Origin of the sequence: Spirochaeta thermophila DSM 6192 (genome assembly GCF_000147075.1) — a bacterium.
GTDB classification, from domain to species: Bacteria; Spirochaetota; Spirochaetia; order Winmispirales; family Winmispiraceae; genus Winmispira; species Winmispira thermophila_A.
Genome location: NC_014484.1, coordinates 2256034 through 2276565, shown reverse-complemented (window position 1 = coordinate 2276565; position 20532 = coordinate 2256034). Strand labels below are relative to the sequence as shown.

The following is a 20532-nucleotide window of genomic DNA, read 5'->3' as shown; positions in this document are numbered from 1 at the left end:
CGTACGCCCCCTCCTTTTCTTGCGCTTGTGTGCATTCAGGATCTTTACTATAACAGTTAAGTATGCACGAGAGACGAAAGCGGTTCGAGCGCCTCTATGGGATACTCGAGGAGGAGTATCCCGACACCTCTTCCTTCATCTCGTTCGCCGAGCCTTTCCAGCTCCTCGTGGGGGTGATCCTCTCGGCTCAGTCCACGGACAGGCAGGTGAATCTCATCCTTCCGGAGCTTTTCGCACGATTTCCCACTCCCGGGGATCTCGCCGAGGCACCGGTGGAGGAGATCGAAGCCCTCGTGAGAAGTGTGGGCTTCTTCCGGATGAAGGCCCGAAACATAAAGGAGACCGCGCGGCTCGTGCATGAGCGGTGGGGAGGACGCGTGCCTGAGCGGATGGAGGATCTGCTCCTTCTGCCCGGTGTAGGGAGGAAGAGCGCGAACGTGATCAGGGGCACCATCTATGGAAGACCTGCGATCATCGTGGACACCCACTTCGGCCGCGTGGTGAGGAGGCTCGGCCTCACCGAGGAGCATAGCCCTGAGCGGATCGAGCGGGACCTGGCCTCGTGGATTCCTCCCGAGAAGCAGTACCCCTTCTCCATGCGGGTCAACCGCCACGGCCGGGCGGTCTGCACTGCGAGGAGACCTGCGTGCGCCTCCTGCAGGCTCGCACCGTTCTGTCCGAGGTGTGGGGTTGCCCTGAAGGGTGAGGAAGGGCGGGGCGGTGAAGGAGACGGGCCTACCACTGCGGCCAGAAGCGGTGGAAGTCCTCGAGCGAGGTGAACCCCTCCTGCGCCATGTAGGAGGTGATCCCCTTGAGGATGCGAGAGGGGGTGCGGGGGTCCACGAAGAGGGCCGTGCCCACCTGGACCGCGGTGGCGCCGGCCAGGAGGTATTCGATGGCGTCCTCGGGCTCCATGATGCCCCCGATCCCGATGATGGGGATCCGTACCGCGGTGCGCACCCGATAGACCGCGGCCACCCCGATGGGTTTTATGGCAGGCCCGGAGAGTCCGGCCGTCTTCTGTGGGATGACGGGCCGTTTCTTCCTGATGTCGATCGCCATTCCCACCACGGTGTTGATGCACGAGAGGGCGTCGGCCCCTCCGGCCTCGGCGGCCCGGGCGATCTCGGCGATGTCGGTGACGTTGGGGGTGAGCTTCACGATGAGGGGCTTGGTGGTGAGGTCCCTCAGGGTCCGGGTGAGGCGCTCCACGGTGGTGGGATCGGTCCCTATGGTGATGCCCCCCTTCTTCACGTTGGGACATGAGATGTTGATCTCATACCCCCAGAGATCGGTGTGGGCCTCGAGGAACGAGACGACCTCCGCATATTCCTCCGGATCGCTCCCCGCAATGTTGCCGATGACCGGGCAGGGGAGGGTCTTGAGGTAAGGCCACTTCTCGGTGACAAACCGCTCCATGCCCACGTTGGCGAGCCCTATGGAATTGAGCAGGCCGGCCGTGGTCTCCACGATGCGGGGGATGGGGTTGCCCTCCCTCGGCTCGCGGGTGATGGCCTTGGTGTAGAGGGCGCCGAGGGTGCGATAGTCCACGAGTGCCTCGTACTCACTCCCATACCCGATGGTGCCTGAGGCAGCCCCCACCGGGTTGGGAAGGGCCTTCCCGCCTATCTTCACAGAGAGGTCCATGCGATCTCCTTTGCGTCGAAGACAGGGCCTTCGGTGCACACCCGGGCGTAGCGGGTGCTCCCCGTGGTGGGCACCACGCACGAGAGGCAGGCCCCCACCCCGCACGCCATGGTCTGCTCGACCGAGACCCACAGCTGCGCACCTGCGGCCTCCGCCAGCCGTGCGAGGGCCTTGAGCATGGGGGTAGGCCCGCAGGCATAGACCACTGTGTTCGGGACGAGCCTTTCCGCGGAGGAGAGGTAGTCCACCGTGGTGCCATGGAAGCCCGTGCTCCCGTCGTCGGTGCAGAGGACGAGCTCCGTCCGGGGGCCGGGCCGGTGTGGCGGGAGGAGGTCGGCGCTCCGGGCCCCGAGGAGGAGCAGGTGAGGTCTCCCCTGTGCCTCGAGGACCCTCGAGAGGAAGAGGATGGGACCTATCCCGATGCCCCCAGAGACGAGGACGGGTGGGTGTGGGGAAGGGGCCTCGAGGGGGAAGGGCCTCCCCAGAGGGGCGATGATGTCCAGCACGTCGCCCGGACGGTAGGTGGTGAGCATCGTGGTGGCCCGGCCCCTCCGCTGGTAGATGCACGCCGCCTTGCCGTCGGTGTACGAGGAGAAGGCGAACGGTCTCCTCAGGAGGGGCACCGGGCCGTTGCCTATCCGCATGGTGAAGAACTGGCCGGGGTTCGGTGCCGGTGCGGTGGAAGGATACGAGAACTCGAGGAGATAGTAGCCCCGGGCGATCTCCCGCTGCCCCAGTATCTCAACCGAGGTATATGCTGTGTGAAGAGGGTGGTTCATACCTTTCCTGAGTATAGAGGAGAACGATGCTTCCTCCAAGGGAGGGGGGTTGAGGAAGGGAGGAGGAAAAGGGTATATTTCTTGGAAACCGATTTCTATTCATGGAGGTTCCCATGTATCGCTCGGTGGGATGGGGTGTTGCGCTCATTTGTCTGGGATCGTTGATACTCTCCTCCTGTGTGAGCCCGTCAGGGGGCGGGAAGTGGCCTGAGGGACTGCTGGCCGAGGAGTCCTGGATAGACGTCGCCCGGTGGGAACTCGTACGATCAGGCGGGGTGGAGGAGGCATCCCTCCGTGCCGAAGGAGGGGGACTCGCCGTGTCGTTCGCCCAGCAGGGCGAGGGATTCGTTGAACCGAGGCTTCTGCTCGGAGGGGCGGATTTCTCCTCCTGTGAGGCGCTTGCCCTCAGGTTGGAGAGCCGTATCGAGGCGCGGCTCATGGTCTCGCTGGTCTTGTATGAGGGAGGAAGGGTGTGGGAGACCCCGGGGAAGAGCCTCGAGTCCGGAACCCACCTGGTGGTGTTCGACCTGTGGGGCGAACTCTTCGTTCCGGGAATGGAGCTTCCTGAGGGGAGTAACCCCCTTTCGAGCGTGGAAGCGCTGGGAGTGAGGATCGGCGGCCTCGAGAACCCTGCAGGCACCGTGTTGCTCGAGGGGATTGCGAGTGCGAGGAGCGACGAGCCTCCCCCCTGGACGTTTCTCGTCGGAGGGGACTCCGATGGGAGGGAACTCCTCTCGGAGGTCAGGGTCGTCCACACCCCTTCTCCTGAGGACCCGCTCGTGGAGCTCTCGATTCCTTTAGGGGTGATACCGGATAACCCCTATGACCCCGATGAGGTGGACGTGGAGGCGGTATTCGTCTCGCCGGGAGGAGATTCGTACCGGGTGGCGGGGTTCTACTATGTGCCTTTTCGCAGCATCAGGAGGTCCTTCGGTACCTTGCTCCGCATGGCTGGTCCGGGCGAGTTCAGAGTGCGCTTCATAGCCCCGGAAGAGGGGACATGGGTCGGGTACGTTCGGGTCAACTATCGGGGTCAGGAATCCCGGAAGCCGCTTCCACCCTTTCAGGCCCCCGCTCCCGGAAAGGGGTATGTGGGACGCTCCAAAAGGGATCCGCGATACTTCTCCTTCCAGGATGGGACGCCCTACATCCCCGTCGGTTCCAATGTGGCCTGGTACGATCACCGAGGCATCGCCGCTTACGATGTCTGGTTCTCCGAGATGGCCCGCTATGGCGCGAACTTCGCCCGAGTCTGGATGCCGAGCTGGGGGTTCGGGATCGAGTGGAGTGACACGGGTCTGGGAAATTATCATCGGAGGCAGCGTCAGGCCTGGGAGCTCGATCGGGTGCTGCGACTCGCAGAAGAGAACGATATCTACGTGATGCTCTGTCTCCTCAACCACGGTGCCTTCAGTACGAGTACGAACCCCGAGTGGTCCGAGAACCCCTACAGCAGTACGCTCGGTGGACCGCTCGAGAGCCCGGGAGCGTTCGTGAGCGATGCCGAGGCATGGAAGTATTTCTCTCGACGGCTCCGGTACATCATCGCCCGATGGGGATACAGCACCCACATATTCGCATGGGAGATATGGAACGAGACAGATCTCGCCACCGGGATCTTGCAGAATGAGGCCTTTCCGCGCTGGCTGGAGGAGGTGGCGGAGTACATCAGGAGAGAGGATCTGGGACGACACCTCGTGACCACCAGTTACAGCGTACCGGTGGATGCGGGGGATCCCCTGTGGTACTCCATGGATGTCGTACAGGAGCACCGGTATGGGCTCCAGGAGTGGGCTCCCTACATGGTGGGAAGGGTGCTGAGGGCGAGGGAGAAGACCGACAAACCCTATCTCTTCGGAGAGTTCGGCATATCGGGAGACGTGCCTGATCCGGAGGGGATCCACTGGCTGGACGGTCTGTGGGGAGGTATCTTCTCCGGTGCCGCCGGTAGCGGGATGCTGTGGTGGTGGGACCTCTATCTGGAGCACCACGATCTCTTTCCTCTCTACCGGGGGATCTCGCGATTTCTCGAAGGCGAGACCCTCGAGGGGATGGAGCCCCACGAGGTGGAGTACCTGGGCCCCTACCAGATCCACATGCTCACGAGGGACGGGGAGGTGTGGATCTGGATCAAGGACCGGACGTTCTCCTTCGAGGGCCTCGTCTCCAAGGCCATGGGAGTGGGGCTTGAGAACGTGACGTGGGAGCCGCTCCCATCCACGGTACTCCGCCTTCCCTTGGGGCCGGGAGGCTATCGGGTGGAGTGGTACGATCCGCGGACCGGAGAGCTGATAGGGGAAGATGAGGCCTCGGCCTCGGATGATGTCCTGGAAGTGGTCGTGCCTGAGTTCACGCAACACCTTGCAGGAAAGGTGAGGCGGGTGGAGTGATGCTGGTGGTTTTCACGGTCGCGTGAAAAAAAGTTTGACAACAGGGAAGAGTGGGTGTATACTGGTGTGCGTGTACGATAACGCAGAGGACCAACAGAGAGCACCCGAGGAGCAGGGTCGGGTGACGATCCGCGAGATCGCGCGGCGGGCGGGAGTCTCCATAGGGACCGTCGATCGGGTGCTCCACAATCGCGGGAGGGTTGCGCCCGAGACGCGGAAGCGTGTAGAGGCCCTCATCGAGGAGCTCGGGTACACACCCAATCCCATCGCACGCCACCTCAAGCGGAGGAAGGGGTATCTCTTCTACGTCTTCCTCCCCCGGAAGGACGAGGACTCAGGCTATTGGAGGCTCATCTGTAAAGGGGTGCATCGGGCGGCGGAGGAACTGGGACCGTTCGGAATCCAGGTGCGGTTCGTCGAATACGATCGTTACAGCGGATCCTCCTTCTCCAAGGCCGCCGAGACCATCCCCTTCGAAGGGTGCGACGGGCTCCTCCTCGCGCCCGTCCGTCCTGCCGATTCCCTCGCCCTTCTCCAACGCCTTCCCTCTCACCTTCCGTTCGTGTTCTTCGATGCCACCATCCCCCATGTGCGTCCTCTCACCTCGATCATGCAGGACCCGTTTGCGGGAGGTTTCCTTGCGGGAAAGCTCCTCTATCTGTTCGGGATGGGTCGGCCGGGGACCTACTGTGTGATAGGTCCCCATGGAGAGGATTTCCACATCAGGAGGAGGATCGAGGGCTTCCAGACGTTCTGGCAAGCGAAGGGGAGGGATTTCAGGATCCTGGTGCGTACCTGTGAAGACCTCGACCACAAGAGGACGCGGGAGGCCTTTCTCACGACGTTGTTCGAGGAGATCCCCGACCCGAGGGGGATCTTCGTGGCCAATGCCTCGGTGCACCGCGTGGCGGAGGTGGTGAACAGGAGCGGGGGCCGCCACGTTCCCATCGTGGGATACGATCTCGTTCCGGAGAACGAACGGCTTCTTCGGGAGGGGAAGATAGACGCGCTCATCTCTCAGCGGCCTGCCTATCAGGGATACCAGGCCGTGTACCAGCTCTACCGGAAGGTGGTCCTTCAGCAGCACGTGCCCGCATCGATCCCCGTGCCCCTCCATATCTACATGAAAGAGAACCTTCCGGCAGGAGCGGTGCCCGATCTCGAGTATGAAGGGTTGGCTTTTGCATCGGAATGACTCGAGATGTGAGCGATACGCCCGTTGGGCGTCACAATATTTTATCCCTTGTGAGGAGGGAATATGAAAAGGATTCTTGGTGTCTTGATGCTCCTCGTGCTCGTCACCGGGATGGCCTTCGCCCGTGGTGGACAGGAGGAGTCGGGGAAACCCGTCCTCGTGATGGTGACGAAAGGAGTCCACCCCTACTATGAGCCGTGCTTCGAGGGCTTTAAGGACGCTGCCGAGAAGTATGGCGTCATAGCCGAGAAGGTGGACCCCCAGAAGTTCGAGCTTCCTCTTCAGGTGAAGGTTATCGAAGATCTCATCGCACGTAAAGTGGATGGGATCGCCATCTCCGCGCTCGACGACAAGGGGCTCGTACCGGTGATCGACGAGGCCACCAAGGCGGGGATCAAGGTCATCACCTTCGATGCCCCTGCTCCTTCCAGTGCAGCCCTCACCTACATCGGCACGGACAACGAGAGCGCCGGCTACGAAGCAGGGAAGAAGATGGCCGAGCTCATGGGCGGCGAGGGTGAGATCATCATCCTCCAGGGCGGACTGGGCGCCACCAACCTCAACCTCAGGACCAAGGGCTTCAAGCGTGCCATTGTCGAGGTGGCTCCCAACATCAAGGTGCTCGATGTGGTGGACGTGCAGGGAGACTTCGCCGTGGCCGTGAACAAGACCGAGGCGGTGCTCCAGGCCTACCCGAACCTGAAGGCCATCTTCGCGGTATCGGCCGAGGGTGCCCCTGCAGCCGCGAGCGTGCTCAAGCAGCAGGGTAAGGCGGGTAAGATCATCCTCGGAGGGTTCGACGACCTCAAGGATACCCTGGAAGGGATCAGAGACGGTTCGGTGGCCTTCTGTGTGGTGCAGAAGACCTACAAGATGGGATGGCTCTCGGTGGAGATGCTTCTCAAGGCTCTCAAGGGGGAGGAGATCCCCAAGGTGATCGACACCGGTGTCCTGTTCGTCACCAAGGAGAACGTGGATACCTACATGGAAGAGATGAGAAAGGAATTCGCCGCGCAGTGAGGCGACGGCGCCTCGAGGGTTCCGCCCCAACGGTGGGGTGGAACCCCCTTTACCTTTAGTTGAGGAGGAATGAATGAAAGAGACGCTCGTGGAGAGTCGTACAGGGATCGTGCGGAGGGTGTTCGCCTTGAGGGAGTCAGCCATCTTTCTCGCCCTCATCCTTCTCATGGCGGGGATCTGGTTCTTCGCCCCTACGTTCCTCACCGGGAGCAACCTCTATCTGGTGTTCCGCCAGATATCCTTCGTGGCCATCGTGGCCATGGGTGAACTCTTCGTGATACTGAGCGCAGGGATCGACCTTTCCGTGGGCTCGATCATGGGGTTGTCCGGCATCATCGCCGCGGGGGCCATGGCCATGGGCTTGCCCATCTGGTTGAGCGTGCTCGTGGGCCTCGCGAGCGGTGTGCTCCTCGGTCTCATAAACGGGGTGCTCATCTCGTATGTGGGGATCGCCCCCTTCATCGTGACCCTGGGTATGCTCTCGTTCGCCAGGGGGACCATCCTCATCCTCACCAAGGGGTGGCCCATCACCGAGATACCGAAGCCCTTTCTCGTCGTGGGTCAGGGTGATTTCCTCGGCATCCCGATCCCCGTGTGGGTCATGATCGTCCTTGCGGTGGTGGCTCACTTCGTGCTCCAGTACACCTCCTTCGGGAGACGGCTCTACGCAATCGGAGGAAACGAGGAAGCGGCCTTTCTCTCCGGGGTGAGGGTGAAAAAGATAAAGCTTGCCATTTACATGATCTCGGGGCTCGCCGCTGCCGTGGTGGGCGTGATCCTGGTGGCCCGTTTCAATTCGGCTCAGCCCGACACCGGTACCGGATGGGAGCTCGACGCCATCGCCGCGGCGGTGATAGGTGGTACCTCCCTCTCGGGCGGGAGCGGCACCGTGCTCGGGGTGCTCATCGGTGCGGCGATCATGGGAGTGATCCGCAACGGGCTCGTGCTCATGAAGGTGTCTCCCTACTGGCAGACCGCGATCATCGGTATCATCATCGTGCTCGCCGCGGTGCTCGACAGGATCAAGAACAGGAGGGCTGCATGAGCCGTCCGGTCGTTTCCCTTCGTGGGATAAAGAAATCGTTTCCCGGGGTTCAGGCCCTCAAGGGTGTGGACCTCGAGATCCATCCGGGAGAGGTGGTGGGTCTCCTGGGTGAGAACGGTGCGGGCAAGTCCACGCTCATGAAGATCTTGAGCGGTGTGTACGCACCCGACGAGGGGGAGATACTGTGGGAGGGAAGGCCCGTTCAGTTCCAGAGCGTGTTCGATGCGCAGCGACAGGGTATCTCCATCATCTTCCAGGAGTTCAACCTCTGCCCCAACACGAGTGTGCTCGACAACCTCTTTCTCGGGAGGGAGGTCTCCAGAGGTCTGTTTCTCGACTACCGGAAGATGAGGGAGGAGGCCCGGGGGATATTCTCCTACCTCGACGTGGACATTCCTCTCGACAGGCCGGTGGGCGAACTCTCGGTGGCCCTCCAGCAGATGGTGGAGATCGCGAAGGCCCTTCTCATGAAGGTGAGGGTGCTCATCATGGACGAACCCACCTCGGCCCTCACCGAGAAGGAGATCGCCAAGCTGTTCCAGGTGATAAGGGATCTCAAGGAACAGGGGATCTCGGTGATCTTCATCTCCCACAAGCTGGAGGAGGTGCTCGCCATCACGGATCGGGTCGTGGTGCTCAGGGATGGTGAACGGGTGGGGGAGACGCCCACCCGTGAGGCCACCGAGGAGTCCCTGGTCCGTCTCATGGTCGGGAGGGAACTCTCCGACTTCTTCTCGCACCGGCGGAAGAAGCCGCAGGAAGAGGTGGTGCTCGAGGTGGAGGGACTCTCCGGACCGCCGTACATCGAGGATGTGGGCTTCACCCTGAGGAGAGGGGAGATCCTCGGGGTGGCCGGACTGATCGGAGCGGGACGTACCGAGACGGCGCTCCTGCTGATCGGGGCCGTTCGTCCCACTGCCGGCACGATCCGACTCAACGGCGAAAGGGTGGAGATCCCTTCCCCCGCCGATGCGGTCTCGCGCGGTCTGGTCTATCTTTCGGAGGACAGGAAGAACAAGTCCCTCATCCTCGAGATGTCCGTCCGTGAGAACATGAGTATCAGTGTGCTCGACAGGCTCTCGGAGTTCCTCCACGTGATCAACCGGAAGAAGGAAGACGAGCTGTGCAGGCGGTACATCGATCTTCTCCAGGTCAAGACTTCGGGACCTTCCCAGAGGGTGAAGAATCTCTCGGGCGGGAACCAGCAGAAGGTGGTGATCGCCCGTTGCCTCGCCGCCGAACCCCTCATCCTCATCCTCGACGAGCCCACCCGGGGGATTGACGTGAATGCAAAGGCGGAGGTGCACAGGATCATCACCGAGCTCGCGGACAACGGGGTGTCCATCATGCTCATCTCGTCCGAGCTCCCCGAGATACTCGCCCTCTCCGACAGGGTGCTCGTGATGCACGAAGGGAGGGTGAGAGGCGTCCTGGAGAACGACGGGAGCCTCTCTCAGGAGGACATCATGAACACGATACTCCGAGGAAGGGAGGAAGTACATGACAGGTAGCAACGGCGATCTCGTCCTGGGGATGGATTTCGGTACCGACTCCTGTCGGGCGGTGCTCATCGACCTCTCGAACGGCAGGGAGGTGGGGTCCCATGTCGCCTACTACCGGCGTTGGAAGGAGGGGGCCTTCTGCAATCCCCGGGAGAACCGGTTCCGTCAACACCCCCTCGACTACGTCGAGGCGATGGAGGAGGCGGTGAGGGGTGCGGTGGAGAAGGCGGGATCCGGCGCGGGAGACCGGGTGGTGGGGATCGGCATCGATACCACGGGGTCCACCCCCTGCGCGTGTGACGAGAAAGGCAGGCCGCTCGCCCTGGATCCCTCCTTCGCGGAGGATCCTGATGCGATGTTCATACTCTGGAAGGATCACACCGCGGCGTTCGAGGCGGTGGAGATCACGAAGAAGGCGGGGACGTGGGGAGGGCCGGACTACACGAAGTTCATAGGCGGGATCTACTCCGCGGAGTGGTTCTGGGCGAAGATCCTCCACGTCTTCCGGACGAACGAGCGGATCATGAGGGAGGCCTACACCTTCATCGAACACTGCGACTGGATGCCCGCCCTCCTTACCGGTGTGGAGGAGGCCGCCTCGGTGAAGCGGAGCCGGTGTGCCATGGGGCACAAGGCCATGTGGCACAGGGAGTGGGGCGGCTATCCCTCGGCCGAGTTCCTCTCCCTGTTCCACCCCGAGCTTTCCCGGATCAGAGAGACCCTGGGGACGGAGACATGGACGAGCGATGTGAAGGCGGGCGAGCTCACTCCCGAATGGGCGAAGCGGCTCGGCCTCAGGCCCGGTATCGCGGTCGCGGTGGGTGCCTACGATGCGCATATGGGTGCAGCGGGGGCGGGGGTGAGGCCGGGGGTTCTGGTGAAGGTGGTGGGGACGAGCACGTGCGACATCACCGTGGGGCCCCGACCCGAGGGTCCGGAACACGCCGTGGGAGGGATTTGCGGACAAGTGGACGGGTCGGTGATTCCCGGGCTCATCGGATACGAGGCGGGACAGAGTGCCTTCGGTGATGTCTACGCCTGGTTCAAGAGGATGCTCCTCTGGCCTCTCCAGGTATATGCGGATAAAGGTGTGCTCTCCCGGGATGCCCTCAGCAGGATCGAGGAGTCCCTTCTCGTCGATCTCGAGGCGGCCGCCGCAGCCCTCGATCTTCATCCCGAGGATCCGGTGGCCATCGACTGGTTCAACGGGCGCAGGACCCCCTACGCGAACCAACTCCTCACCGGCGCGGTGGCCGGTCTGGATCTTGGCGTGGATGCCGCCCTGTTCTACAGGATCCTCATAGAGGGGACGGTGTTCGGTTCGAAGGCCATCGTGGACCGCTTCAGGGAAGAAGGGGTGGAGATCGAGAACATCGTGGGGATCGGCGGGGTGGCGAGGAAATCCCCCCTCGTCATGCAGATGATGGCGGATGTGCTCGGAGCGCCGATCGACGTGCTCGCCAACGATCAAACCGTGGCGATCGGGGCGGGGTTGTTCGGCGCAGTGGCTGCGGGCGTCTTCTCCTCGGTGGAGGAGGCGCAGGAGGCCATGGTGCCCCCCGTGGAACGCACGTACGTGCCGGACAAGAGCAAGGCAGATCTGTACGGCCCTCGATATGAGAAGTACCGGATGCTCGGGCGTTTCGTGGAGTCCGAGTTTACCACTTATCCCGAAGAAGGGAGGGAGTCATGATAGACCTTTCCAGGTATCGTTTCTGGTTCCTCACCGGCAGTCAGTACCTCTATGGCATGGAGACACTCGAGAAGGTCGACGAGCACGCGAAGCGGATGGTAGAGGGGCTCAACGCCGATTCACTCCTGCCGTGTCCCATCGAATGGAAACCGGTGTTGAAGAGTCCCGACGAGATACGTCGGGTATTCGAAGAGGCGAACGTCGATCCCTCGTGTGCCGGAGTGATCACGTGGATGCACACCTTCTCCCCGTCCAAGATGTGGGTGGGCGGCCTCTCCATCAACAGGAAACCGCTCCTCCACCTCCACACCCAGTTCAATCGTGACATCCCGTGGGATGCCATCGACATGGACTTCATGAATCTCAACCAGTCGGCGCATGGAGACAGGGAGCACGGTTTCCTCCACGCGCGGATGCGGCTTCCACGAAAGGTGGTGGTGGGCCACTGGGAGGCCCCCCACGTGAGGGAGCGGATCGGGGTGTGGATGCGTGTGGCCTGCGCGGTGGCGGACGGTCGGGAGGGACAGGTGGTCCGTTTCGGAGACAACATGCGTGAGGTGGCCGTCACCGAGGGCGACAAGGTGGCGGCGCAGATCAGGTTCGGATGGTCCGTGAACGGATGGGGGGTGGGGGAACTCGCGAGGCTCCTCCAGGAGATCCCGGAGGGCGAGGTGGAGAGGACGCTCGCTGCCTACAGGGAGCGGTATGAGTTCCCCGAGGACGAGGGCGCCCTGGCCTCCATACGCGAGCAGGCGCGGATCGAATGCGCCCTCAGGAGGTTCCTCGAGGAGCACAGGGGGATCGCCTTCACCACCACCTTCGAGGACCTGCACGGACTCCCCCAGCTCCCGGGGCTCGCCGTGCAGCGCCTCATGGAGGATGGGTACGGTTTCGGTGCGGAAGGAGACTGGAAGACGGCCGCCCTGGTGAGGGCGGTGAAGGTCATGTCGACCGGCCTTCCCGGCGGAACCTCGTTCATGGAGGACTACACGTATCACCTCGAGTCGGGAAAGGAAGCGGTGCTGGGGGCCCACATGCTGGAGGTGTGCCCCTCGATCGCCGGGCGCACGCCCAGGATAGAGGTGCACCCGCTCTCCATCGGGGGGAAGGCCGATCCGGCGCGACTCGTCTTTGAGGCGGCTCCTGGCCCTGCGCTCAACGCCTCCCTCATCGACCTGGGCAACAGGTTCCGCCTCCTCATCAACGAGGTGGAATCCATTCCTATCCCTCAGCCCATGCCGAAGCTCCCGGTGGCACGCGTGCTCTGGCGTCCGAAACCCGACTTCCTCACGGCGGCCGGGGCATGGATCCTCGCCGGAGGCGCACATCACACCGTGTTTTCCACGTCCATCACCAGGGAGTATCTTGAGGACTGGGCGGAGATGATGGGCCTGGAGTACGTGCTCATCGACGAAAGGCTCGACGATCTCGAGACCTTCAAACGGGAGCTCAGGTGGAACGAGGTGTACTGGTCACTCACCTCAATGAACCAGGGGGGATGATGAACTCTTATGAGGAACTGAGAAGGGAGGTGTGGAAGGCCAACCTTCTCCTCTCGGAGCACAAGCTCGCGCTGTTCACGTGGGGGAATGTCTCAGGCTATGACCCCGATGCAGGCGTGGTGGCCATCAAACCGTCCGGGGTGCCCTACGATGCGCTCACTCCCGAGGACATCGTGGTGGTCTCCCTCGAGGGAGAGAAGGTGTGGGGATCGCTCAAGCCCTCCTCGGATACGCCCACGCATCTCGTGCTTTACCGTGAGTTCCCCGGCCTGAGGGGCGTGACCCACACCCACGCTCCTTTCTCCGTCTCCTGGGCCCAGGCGGGTGAAGATGTGCCGCTCTACGGTACCACCCACGCGGATCACTGTGTGGGGCCGGTGCCGTGTACCCCCTATCTGAGCGAGGGCGAGGTGCAGGAGGCCTACGAGGAGGAGACGGGACGACTCATCGTCCGGACCTTCAAGGCACGGGGGGTTCAACCTCTCCATACCCCCATGGTACTTGTCGCGGGCCACGGCCCTTTCACCTGGGGGAGCAGCCCTGAGGAATCGGTCCGGCACGCGGTGATCCTCGAGGAGATATGCAAGATGGCCCTGTGGACGAGGGGGATCAATCCGGAGGCCTCCTCCCTCCCCTCCTACATCGCCCGGAAGCACTGGGAGCGGAAGCACGGGCCTCACGCCTACTACGGGCAGGGTTCCTGATGGGCTGGGAGAGGATCACCCCTCCTCCGTCTGCATGATGAACCCGCTGCAGAGGACCTCGTCGCCCACGTAGGCCGCGAGGAGCTGGCCCGGGGTGACGGCGCGCTGGGGTTCGTGAAACCTCACCCGGATCCGGTCCCCCTCATGGGTGAGTACGGCCGGCGCCGCGCGATGGGCGTATCGGATCTGGGCGAGCACCTCCACCGGACCCGATGGAGGCGGTGCGAACCAGTTCACCCCTGCGGCCTCCACCACCCGATGGAGGAGGGCCTCCTCCCGGTCCGTGACGATCACCGCGTTCCGTTCGGGATCTATGGCCTTCACGTAGACCGGGCGGCCGAGCGCAACCCCGAGCCCTCTCCGCTGGCCTATGGTGAAGACGTGGATCCCTCTGTGGCGCCCCAGGACGTTGCCCCGTTCGTCGAGGATGGGGCCGGGCTCTCCCCCTTCCTCGAAGAACTCCTCAAGGAACTCCCCGAACCTGAGGCCCGTGGTGTTGAAGCACACGTCCTGGCTCTCCGGCCTCTCGGCCGTAGGGATGCCATGGTGCCGGGCGTAGGTCCGTATCTCGTCCTTGGTCTGGTCTCCGAGGGGGAAGTAGGCGTGCCGCAGATCCTCTGGTCTCGTCTGGGCGAGGAAGTAGCTCTGCTCCTTGGTTCCGGCCTTCCCCCTCATGAGATGGACGCCTCCCTCCGCGTCGACGTAGATGCGGGCATAGTGACCGGTGGCGATGCCGTCCGCGCGCAGCACCTCCCGTGCGTATCGTACCAGATGTCCGAATTTGAGGGTGCGGTTGCAGAGCACGCAGGGGTTGGGGGTGCGCCCCGACCGGTATTCCTCCCATGCACGCCGAAGTACCCGCGAGGTGTACAGGTCGTGGAGGTTGAGCACGTGGTGTTCGATCCCCAGGTGTGAGGCCACCTCCCGGGCGGCCCTCGCCTCTTCGGAAAAACCCTCGTGGTCCACCTCTGCAGGGGTGTTCACGCGGATGAAGGTGAGGCCCACCACCTCTATCCCCGCCGAGAGGAGGAGGTGGGCGGTCACGGAGGAGTCGACCCCCCCGCTCATCGCCACTACAAGACGCCGGGGTCTCCGTGTGTCACGAATATCCTGAAACGGTGTGTGATGCTCACTTGTGTGGATCATGATTGGGAAATATACCTCATCTTTTTACTCATGAACAGATGGGACGGAGGGGGCGTACCTCACGAAGAGTCCCACATCGGTGTATTCCTGATGGATGATGACGGCGCGGGAGAGGACTTCGTGGGATTCCCCCAGCCTGTGATAAGGAAGCTCCAGGGTTTCTATGGGGTAGTGGCGTTCCATCTCCCGGACGATGAGGGAGAGGAGTCCCTCGATCCCCTCCCCGGTCTTTGCGGAGACGAGGATCTCCGGATGATCCGAAGGGGGAAGGAGGGGGTGGGGGGAGGATCGATCGGCCTTGTTGTAGACCCTGATTCGTGGGATGTGGTGGGCTCCTATCTCGGTGAGGACCTCCTCGGTGGTGGAGAGGTGGAGGAGGAGGTTCGGGCTCGACAGGTCGACCACCTCGAGGAGGAGGTGGGCGTCGCGCACCTCCTCGAGGGTAGCGTGGAAGGCATCGACCAGGGTGTGGGGCAGATGTTGGATGAAACCCACGGTGTCGCTCACCACCACCCGCCCCCATCCCGGGATCAGGCACGTCCGGGTGGTGGTGTCCAGGGTGACGAACGGTCGGTCCTGTATACGCACGGCTTGGCCGGTGAGGCGGGTGAAGAGGGAGGATTTCCCTGCATTGGTGTAGCCCACGAGCGAGACGCGGGGGATGCCTGCCTCGAGACGCCGGGAACGGGTGGTGGTCTGGTGGCGCTCTATGGCCTCCATCTCCCTTCGTATCCTCGCGAGTCTGGAGAGGATCATCCGTCTGTCGAGTTCGATCTGACGCTCACCCTCACCCCTCGTACCTCGGGCACCGCCCCGTTGTCGGTCGAGGTGTGACCAGGCCCCCCTCAGTCGTGGGAGGAGATACTCGAGACGGGCCTTCTCTGTCTGAAGCTGGGCCTGCTTGGTCCGGGCATGGCGGGAGAATATCTCGATGATCACCTCGGTGCGATCCATCACCCGGCTCTTCACCAGGTGTTCCCAGTTGCGCTGTTGCGCCGGGGTGAGGTCCTCGTCGAAGACCACGAGCTCGATCCCTCGCATACGGGCCTCCCGTGCTACCACCTCTGCCTGCCCGGGCCCGAAGAGGAACTTCCTCTCTGGTGTTCGGAGAGGGAAGGAGAGGATCGTCTCCGGGATATAGCCGAGTTCTTCCACGAGGAGGGAGAGCTCCGGAAGGGAGGATGTCTCCTCCCTTCCGGTTTTGCGTCCTACGAGGATGCAGCGTGGGGCCTCTTGCCCCGTGTCGTACATCGTGCCTCCATTCCTAGATGATGAGAGCCGATTTCGCCCAGTCGTAGTGGTGGCGGCGCAGCTCGTCCATCGATTTCATGGGGTAGAAGACGATCCCGTCCTTGTTCCCTACGTAGACTCCGGTGTTGATGATCTGGTAGGAGAACGACCCGATGTGGGACCGTTCGATGGTCTTGGTGGGTTTCTCTTTGTTCTCCACCACGGTCCTGATACAGTCCTCGAGGTGTTCGATATTTCGGTCGTAGATCGCCCCTATGTTCCCGGTCTCCTCGGGGTGGTCGAAGTCGATGGTCTTGATGTCTGCGAAGGCGATGGTGGGGACGTAGATCTTGCTCGAGCCGTCGGAGATCTTGGCGGCGAAATCTCGAGGGGGAAGGGAGCTCACCACCAGGGGGGTGATGGGACAGAGCTCCTGGTAGAGGTAGTACGACCGGGGTGCACCGGGGCGATAGGGAGCCTGTTCCAGCTTGAGGGTGCGACCATCACGGGTGGTGAGGTAGAGCTCCTTCAGGTTTTCGAGGGGGATGTGCTCGAGCACTCTGTAGACCCCCAGGTACACCGAGTGCTTTGGTTCCCCGTCTGGATGGGGGACACAGCGCGTTCGCGCGTACTCCCAATCGAAGAAGCTGCCGAACCCGCCTTCTACTTCGATGAACATGATCCCCTCGTAGGCCCCTTTCCTCGTCCCGGTGGCCATGTAGGCCCCGAAGTCCTCGGGTGAAAGCTGTGATGCGATGAGTCCCTCCGTGGGGAAGATGGAAAGGTAGTACCGTACCATGCTCGCTCCTTTTTCTTGTGGCTGTTGAAAAGTGTAGATCAATGGAGCCGAAAAGTAAAGTGAGCGTTTTTCGGTTGGGGGTTTGAATAATTATCTCTTTTTTGGGGAATAAAATAAAAAAAGGTGTGGACTATCGATCACCGGATGCCCTTGAAAAGGTTCTTCAAAGGTGCTACAAGGTATGCATAAATATTCATCCTTACGAGGAGCGACGTATGCAGGATCAACTCTTGCTCCTGTTCCCCCTGGGAGCAGGACTGGCGGCACTTGTAGTTGCGTTCTTCCGTTATTTCTGGATAAAGAAACAGGAGACAGGGGCGGATCGCTTGCAGGAGATCGCCGCTGCCATCAGGGCGGGGGCGATGGCCTTCCTGGCCCGTGAGTACAAGGTGATCGTCCTGTTCGCAGCCGCGGTGACGATGGTGCTCGTCCTCGGAGAACAGGGGTACGAACGACTGGTGGCGGTGTCCTTCCTCGTGGGCGCCCTCATGTCGGCCCTCGCGGGCTTCGTGGGTATGCGGGCGGCCACCCAGGCCAATGTCCGTACCGCCCACGCCGCCGAGAGGGGGCTGGTCCCGGCCCTCACGGTGGCGTTCAACGGCGGGAGCGTGATGGGCCTCTCGGTGGTGGGGTTTGGGATCCTGGGACTCTCCGGACTCTTCCTTATCTATTCGAGGGTCTTCGGCTCGGAGGTGCAGGTGCTCAACGGCCTGGTGATCCCCATCATCTCGGGGTACTCGATGGGCGCGAGTTCCATCGCCCTCTTCGCCCGTGTGGGCGGGGGCATCTTCACCAAGGGGGCCGACGTGGGCGCCGACCTCGTGGGAAAGGTGGAGGCGGGTATCCCCGAGGACGATCCCCGCAATCCTGCGGTGATCGCCGACAACGTGGGCGACAACGTGGGCGATGTGGCGGGCCTGGGATCCGATCTCTGCGAGTCGTACATCGGGGCGATCATCGGTTCGGTGGTGCTCGGTGGTGCCCTCGGGTCCTTCCGGCTCGCGATCCTCCCCCTCCTCATAGCAGGCGTCGGTATCATCGCTTCGATCATCGGGACCTTCTTCGTCCGGACGAGGGAAGGGGGGCATCCGCAGAAGGCCCTCAACCTGGGGAGCTTCGTGGCCGCAGGGCTCATGCTCCTCTTCACGTACCCTGCCGTCTTCTGGATCCTCTCTCCGGAACAGGGAGTCGTCGTCACGCCCCTGGGACTCTTCCTCGCCGTGCTCTCGGGGCTCGTGGCCGGGGTGCTCGTGGGGATCATCACTGAGTACTACACCGGTGACGGGAAGAAGCCCGTGCTCGCGGTGGCGCGCTCCTCGCACACCGGGACGGCGACCAACATCATCGCGGGGATAGAGGTGGGGATGCAATCGACCGGTCTCCCGGTGATCGTGCTCGGACTGGCCACGTACCTCGCCTACCTCGCCGCCGGACTCTACGGTATCGCCATCGCGGCGGTGGGCATGCTCTCCACCGTGGGGTACCAGGTTTCGGTGGACGCCTACGGCCCCATCGCCGACAACGCGGGCGGCTTGGCGGAGATGGCCAAGCTCGATCCCGAGGTGCGGATGAGGACCGACAAGCTCGACGCGGTGGGCAACACCACGGCCGCCATCGGGAAGGGGTTTGCGATAGGGTCGGCCACCTTCACCGCCCTCTCGCTCTTCGTGGCCTACGAGGAGGCCGCAGGGCTTCCCGGGATCGACATCACCCAGCCGAAAGTCATCGTGGGCGTGCTCATGGGGGCCATGCTCCCCTACGTGTTCTCCTCGTTCGTGATCGGGGCGGTAGGGCGGGCGGCCTTCGCGATGATCGAGGAGGTGCGCCGGCAGTTCCGCTCCATCAAGGGGCTCCTCGAAGGCAAGGAGAAGCCCGACTACGTGGCGTGTGTGGACATCGCCACCAAGGCAGCGATCCGAGAGATGATCATCCCGGGACTCTCCGCGGTGGTGATACCTCCTCTCGTGGGGTACCTGGGAGGGGCCGAGATGCTCGGAGGCGTGCTCGTGGGGGCCATGGTCTCTGCGGTGATGCTCGCCCTGTTCATGGCGAACGCCGGAGGGGCCTGGGACAACGCCAAGAAATACATCGAGGGCGGCGCCTACGGCGGGAAGGGTTCGGAGTCTCACAAGGCGGCGGTGGTGGGTGACACCGTGGGGGATCCCTTCAAGGATACCGCGGGACCCGCCATGGACATCGTGATCAAGCTCATGAGCGTGGTCGCTTTGGTGATCGCTCCCAACCTGCGCTAGGGGGCTGGGCTTCGGAATCAGCGGGGCGGCCGGGTGGCCGCCCTTTTCGTGTATGGGGCTTGAAGGATACCGTGGTGTCGGGGTATAGAGAAGATATGGCGGGAGCCAGGGTGCCGTACTGTCCCGCGTGCAGGCACTTCAGGGTGAGCTGGGATCCCCGGTTCCCCCGCGCCTGCACGGTCTTCGGGATCAAGAGCAGGGAACTCCCGAGTCTCGAGGTGCTCCGTGCCACGGGCCGGGCATGCCCGGTGTTCGAGGAGTCCCCGAGGATAAGGAGGGAACGTGGACCACGGGCTCGAACAGGGGGGGAGTGAGACCTGCGTCCTGGTGGACGACCAGGACAGGGTGGTTGGCACGGCTCCGAGAGAGGCCTGCCACAGGGATCCGGGACTCATGCACCGCACGGTGCACGTGGTGGTCATGAACCGGAGGGGAGAGGTGCTCCTGCAGCGGCGTTCCATGCGGAAGGACGTGTGCCCGGGGCGGTGGGATACCGCTGTGGGCGGTCACGTCCGGCCTGGAGAGGACCACGAGGAGGCCGCGCGGAGGGAACTCAGGGAGGAGCTCGGTCTGGAGGGGCTCCCCCTCGGATGGGTGGGGCGCATGAAGGTGGAGACCCCCTGGGAGACCGAACTCGTGGGGGTGTTCATCACGGTCCACGATGGGCCATTCTCTCCCGATCCAGAGGAGATAGAGGAGCTCAGATTCTGGAAGAAGGAGGAGGTGGAGACCTCGGTCGGCGACGACCGCGTGACCCCTGGACTCGCCCGGGAGATTTCCCTCCTCAAACGATGCGGATACTGGTGAGGTGCCTATGGTGCCGACGATCTCGTTTGACGTGGACCTCATCGCGGCCCGGCTCTCGGGTCTCGAGGAGACCATCATCGCTCGTTTCCTGGACAGGGCCCAGTTCCACGAGAACAAGGTGGCCTACGAGAAGGGGAAGAGCGGCTTCGAGGGAGGTGGGGAGGCCTCTCTGTTCGAATTGCGCCTCAGATACCAGGAGGAGATGGACGCGGTATTCGGGCGCTTCTGTGTGCCCGAGGAGCGCCCCTTCTACCGGGATCTCCCCGCGCCCAGGAGAAAGGTCATCCTTCCGGACTACGGGCTGGGGGTGGACGACTACGACACCGTCAACCTCATGCCCCGCATCGTGGAGGCCTACCTCGCCGCCATCCCTTCGTTCTGTCCTCCAGGGGATGACGGCCAGTATGGTTCGAGTGTGGAGCATGACGTGATGGTGCTCCAGGCCATCTCACGAAGGGTGCACTTCGGCTCGTACTTCGTGGCCGAGGCCAAGTATCGAAAAGATCCGGCCCTCTATCGGCCCCTTATCGAAAAGGGCGATCGGGAGGCCATCCTCGCCCTCCTCTCCAGGCCCGAAGTGGAACAGCGGATCCTCGCCCGCGTGCGGGAGAAGGCTGAGTGGCTCCAGTCAAAGGTGGACAGGCGGATCCGGAAGGTGGTCGATCCCGAATTCATCCTCTCGTTCTATCGCGACGTGATCATCCCCCTCACCAAGGAAGGACAGGTGCGCTATCTCCTCGCGAGGGGATCTTCCGAGGCGGGCCGAACATGAAACACACCGTCCCGGCCGGGACGGTGTGCGGTTTCCACCACGTGTCTTT

Annotated in this window: 18 protein-coding genes; 13 read left to right on the top strand and 5 right to left on the bottom strand. The window is 62.9% G+C overall.

Going from position 1 to position 20532, the window contains the following annotated elements:
• Nucleotides 1–62 precede the first annotated feature (62 nt).
• The gene (locus STHERM_RS10310; RefSeq protein ID WP_013314834.1) at nt 63–779 is read left to right on the top strand and encodes an endonuclease III domain-containing protein; all 717 of its coding nucleotides are present in this window, start codon (nt 63–65) and stop codon (nt 777–779) included.
• Here the strand turns inward: STHERM_RS10310 and STHERM_RS10305 are convergent.
• Both STHERM_RS10305 and STHERM_RS10300 read right to left on the bottom strand, forming a co-directional pair.
• Nucleotides 736–1647, bottom strand: a complete 912-nt coding sequence (locus STHERM_RS10305) for a dihydroorotate dehydrogenase (RefSeq protein ID WP_013314833.1) — start codon at nt 1645–1647, stop codon at nt 736–738. The genes STHERM_RS10310 and STHERM_RS10305 overlap by 44 nt on opposite strands.
• The gene (locus tag STHERM_RS10300; protein WP_013314832.1) at nt 1632–2426 is read right to left on the bottom strand and encodes a dihydroorotate dehydrogenase electron transfer subunit; all 795 of its coding nucleotides are present in this window, start codon (nt 2424–2426) and stop codon (nt 1632–1634) included. The genes STHERM_RS10305 and STHERM_RS10300 overlap by 16 nt, the downstream gene beginning before the upstream one ends.
• 113 nt (nt 2427–2539) lie before the next feature.
• Between STHERM_RS10300 and STHERM_RS10295 the strand changes: the two genes are divergently transcribed.
• The 8 genes from STHERM_RS10295 (at nt 2540) to araD (ending at nt 13477) form a co-directional block, all read left to right on the top strand.
• Nucleotides 2540–4816: a DUF5060 domain-containing protein gene (locus STHERM_RS10295; RefSeq protein ID WP_013314831.1), complete on the top strand. Its 2277-nt coding sequence runs from the start codon at nt 2540–2542 to the stop codon at nt 4814–4816.
• Nucleotides 4817–4886: 70 nt separating this feature from the next.
• Nucleotides 4887–6011: a LacI family DNA-binding transcriptional regulator gene (locus tag STHERM_RS10290; RefSeq protein WP_237223274.1), complete on the top strand. Its 1125-nt coding sequence runs from the start codon at nt 4887–4889 to the stop codon at nt 6009–6011.
• Nucleotides 6012–6074: 63 nt separating this feature from the next.
• Nucleotides 6075–7031 carry a sugar-binding protein gene (locus STHERM_RS10285; protein ID WP_013314829.1) on the top strand — a complete coding sequence of 319 codons (957 nt, stop codon included), beginning with the start codon at nt 6075–6077 and terminating at the stop codon, nt 7029–7031.
• A 73-nt stretch (nt 7032–7104) separates the two neighbouring features.
• The gene (locus STHERM_RS10280; protein WP_013314828.1) at nt 7105–8076 is read left to right on the top strand and encodes an ABC transporter permease; all 972 of its coding nucleotides are present in this window, start codon (nt 7105–7107) and stop codon (nt 8074–8076) included.
• Nucleotides 8073–9587 (top strand): sugar ABC transporter ATP-binding protein, encoded by a 1515-nt coding sequence (locus STHERM_RS10275; RefSeq protein WP_013314827.1) that lies wholly within the window; start codon nt 8073–8075, stop codon nt 9585–9587. Before STHERM_RS10280 ends, STHERM_RS10275 begins: the two co-directional genes overlap by 4 nt.
• Complete coding sequence (locus STHERM_RS10270; RefSeq protein WP_013314826.1) at nt 9577–11271, top strand: ribulokinase; 1695 nt, start codon at nt 9577–9579, stop codon at nt 11269–11271. Before STHERM_RS10275 ends, STHERM_RS10270 begins: the two co-directional genes overlap by 11 nt.
• Nucleotides 11268–12773: an L-arabinose isomerase gene (araA, locus tag STHERM_RS10265; protein ID WP_013314825.1), complete on the top strand. Its 1506-nt coding sequence runs from the start codon at nt 11268–11270 to the stop codon at nt 12771–12773. The genes STHERM_RS10270 and araA overlap by 4 nt, the downstream gene beginning before the upstream one ends.
• A complete protein-coding gene (gene araD / locus STHERM_RS10260; RefSeq protein WP_013314824.1) occupies nt 12773–13477 on the top strand; it encodes an L-ribulose-5-phosphate 4-epimerase AraD in 705 nt (234 codons plus the stop codon). Before araA ends, araD begins: the two co-directional genes overlap by 1 nt.
• 15 nt (nt 13478–13492) lie before the next feature.
• On the opposite strand, the gene mnmA is transcribed toward araD, so the two are convergent.
• Genes mnmA through STHERM_RS10245 form a run of 3 tightly spaced genes read right to left on the bottom strand, consistent with a single transcriptional unit; the run spans nt 13493 to nt 16652 of the window.
• A complete protein-coding gene (mnmA, locus tag STHERM_RS10255; protein ID WP_081439523.1) occupies nt 13493–14623 on the bottom strand; it encodes a tRNA 2-thiouridine(34) synthase MnmA in 1131 nt (376 codons plus the stop codon).
• 24 nt (nt 14624–14647) lie between these two features.
• On the bottom strand, nt 14648–15874 hold the full coding sequence (gene hflX, locus STHERM_RS10250; protein WP_013314822.1) for a GTPase HflX: 1227 nt from the start codon (nt 15872–15874) through the stop codon (nt 14648–14650).
• Nucleotides 15875–15887: 13 nt separating this feature from the next.
• Complete coding sequence (locus STHERM_RS10245; RefSeq protein ID WP_013314821.1) at nt 15888–16652, bottom strand: hypothetical protein; 765 nt, start codon at nt 16650–16652, stop codon at nt 15888–15890.
• Nucleotides 16653–16867: 215 nt separating this feature from the next.
• Here STHERM_RS10245 and STHERM_RS10240 point away from each other — a divergent pair, with 215 nt between their 5' ends.
• The 4 genes from STHERM_RS10240 to STHERM_RS10225 all read left to right on the top strand — a co-directional run bounded on the left by STHERM_RS10240 (nt 16868) and on the right by STHERM_RS10225 (nt 20483).
• A complete protein-coding gene (locus STHERM_RS10240) occupies nt 16868–18904 on the top strand; it encodes a sodium-translocating pyrophosphatase (RefSeq protein ID WP_013314820.1) in 2037 nt (678 codons plus the stop codon).
• Between the two features lie 95 nt (nt 18905–18999).
• Nucleotides 19000–19218, top strand: a complete 219-nt coding sequence (locus STHERM_RS10235) for a hypothetical protein (protein ID WP_041623619.1) — start codon at nt 19000–19002, stop codon at nt 19216–19218.
• Complete coding sequence (locus STHERM_RS10230; protein ID WP_013314819.1) at nt 19187–19711, top strand: NUDIX hydrolase; 525 nt, start codon at nt 19187–19189, stop codon at nt 19709–19711. Before STHERM_RS10235 ends, STHERM_RS10230 begins: the two co-directional genes overlap by 32 nt.
• Before the next feature lie 7 nt (nt 19712–19718).
• Nucleotides 19719–20483, top strand: a complete 765-nt coding sequence (locus STHERM_RS10225) for a chorismate mutase (RefSeq protein WP_013314818.1) — start codon at nt 19719–19721, stop codon at nt 20481–20483.
• Nucleotides 20484–20532 lie beyond the last annotated feature (49 nt).

What these genes read in the sequence shown, in the direction of transcription:
- STHERM_RS10270 (WP_013314826.1), top strand. Translation starts at nt 9,577, where the DNA reads ATGACAGGTAGCAACGGCGATCTCGTCCTGGGGATGGATTTCGGTACC.
- STHERM_RS10275 (WP_013314827.1), top strand. Translation starts at nt 8,073, where the DNA reads ATGAGCCGTCCGGTCGTTTCCCTTCGTGGGATAAAGAAATCGTTTCCC.
- STHERM_RS10295 (WP_013314831.1), top strand. Translation starts at nt 2,540, where the DNA reads ATGTATCGCTCGGTGGGATGGGGTGTTGCGCTCATTTGTCTGGGATCG.
- STHERM_RS10285 (WP_013314829.1), top strand. Translation starts at nt 6,075, where the DNA reads ATGAAAAGGATTCTTGGTGTCTTGATGCTCCTCGTGCTCGTCACCGGG.
- araD (WP_013314824.1), top strand. Translation starts at nt 12,773, where the DNA reads ATGAACTCTTATGAGGAACTGAGAAGGGAGGTGTGGAAGGCCAACCTT.
- STHERM_RS10305 (WP_013314833.1), bottom strand. Translation starts at nt 1,647, where the DNA reads ATGGACCTCTCTGTGAAGATAGGCGGGAAGGCCCTTCCCAACCCGGTG.
- mnmA (WP_081439523.1), bottom strand. Translation starts at nt 14,623, where the DNA reads ATGATCCACACAAGTGAGCATCACACACCGTTTCAGGATATTCGTGAC.
- STHERM_RS10310 (WP_013314834.1), top strand. Translation starts at nt 63, where the DNA reads ATGCACGAGAGACGAAAGCGGTTCGAGCGCCTCTATGGGATACTCGAG.
- STHERM_RS10235 (WP_041623619.1), top strand. Translation starts at nt 19,000, where the DNA reads ATGGCGGGAGCCAGGGTGCCGTACTGTCCCGCGTGCAGGCACTTCAGG.
- STHERM_RS10245 (WP_013314821.1), bottom strand. Translation starts at nt 16,652, where the DNA reads ATGGTACGGTACTACCTTTCCATCTTCCCCACGGAGGGACTCATCGCA.
- STHERM_RS10225 (WP_013314818.1), top strand. Translation starts at nt 19,719, where the DNA reads ATGGTGCCGACGATCTCGTTTGACGTGGACCTCATCGCGGCCCGGCTC.
- STHERM_RS10300 (WP_013314832.1), bottom strand. Translation starts at nt 2,426, where the DNA reads ATGAACCACCCTCTTCACACAGCATATACCTCGGTTGAGATACTGGGG.
- STHERM_RS10280 (WP_013314828.1), top strand. Translation starts at nt 7,105, where the DNA reads ATGAAAGAGACGCTCGTGGAGAGTCGTACAGGGATCGTGCGGAGGGTG.
- araA (WP_013314825.1), top strand. Translation starts at nt 11,268, where the DNA reads ATGATAGACCTTTCCAGGTATCGTTTCTGGTTCCTCACCGGCAGTCAG.
- STHERM_RS10240 (WP_013314820.1), top strand. Translation starts at nt 16,868, where the DNA reads ATGCAGGATCAACTCTTGCTCCTGTTCCCCCTGGGAGCAGGACTGGCG.
- hflX (WP_013314822.1), bottom strand. Translation starts at nt 15,874, where the DNA reads ATGTACGACACGGGGCAAGAGGCCCCACGCTGCATCCTCGTAGGACGC.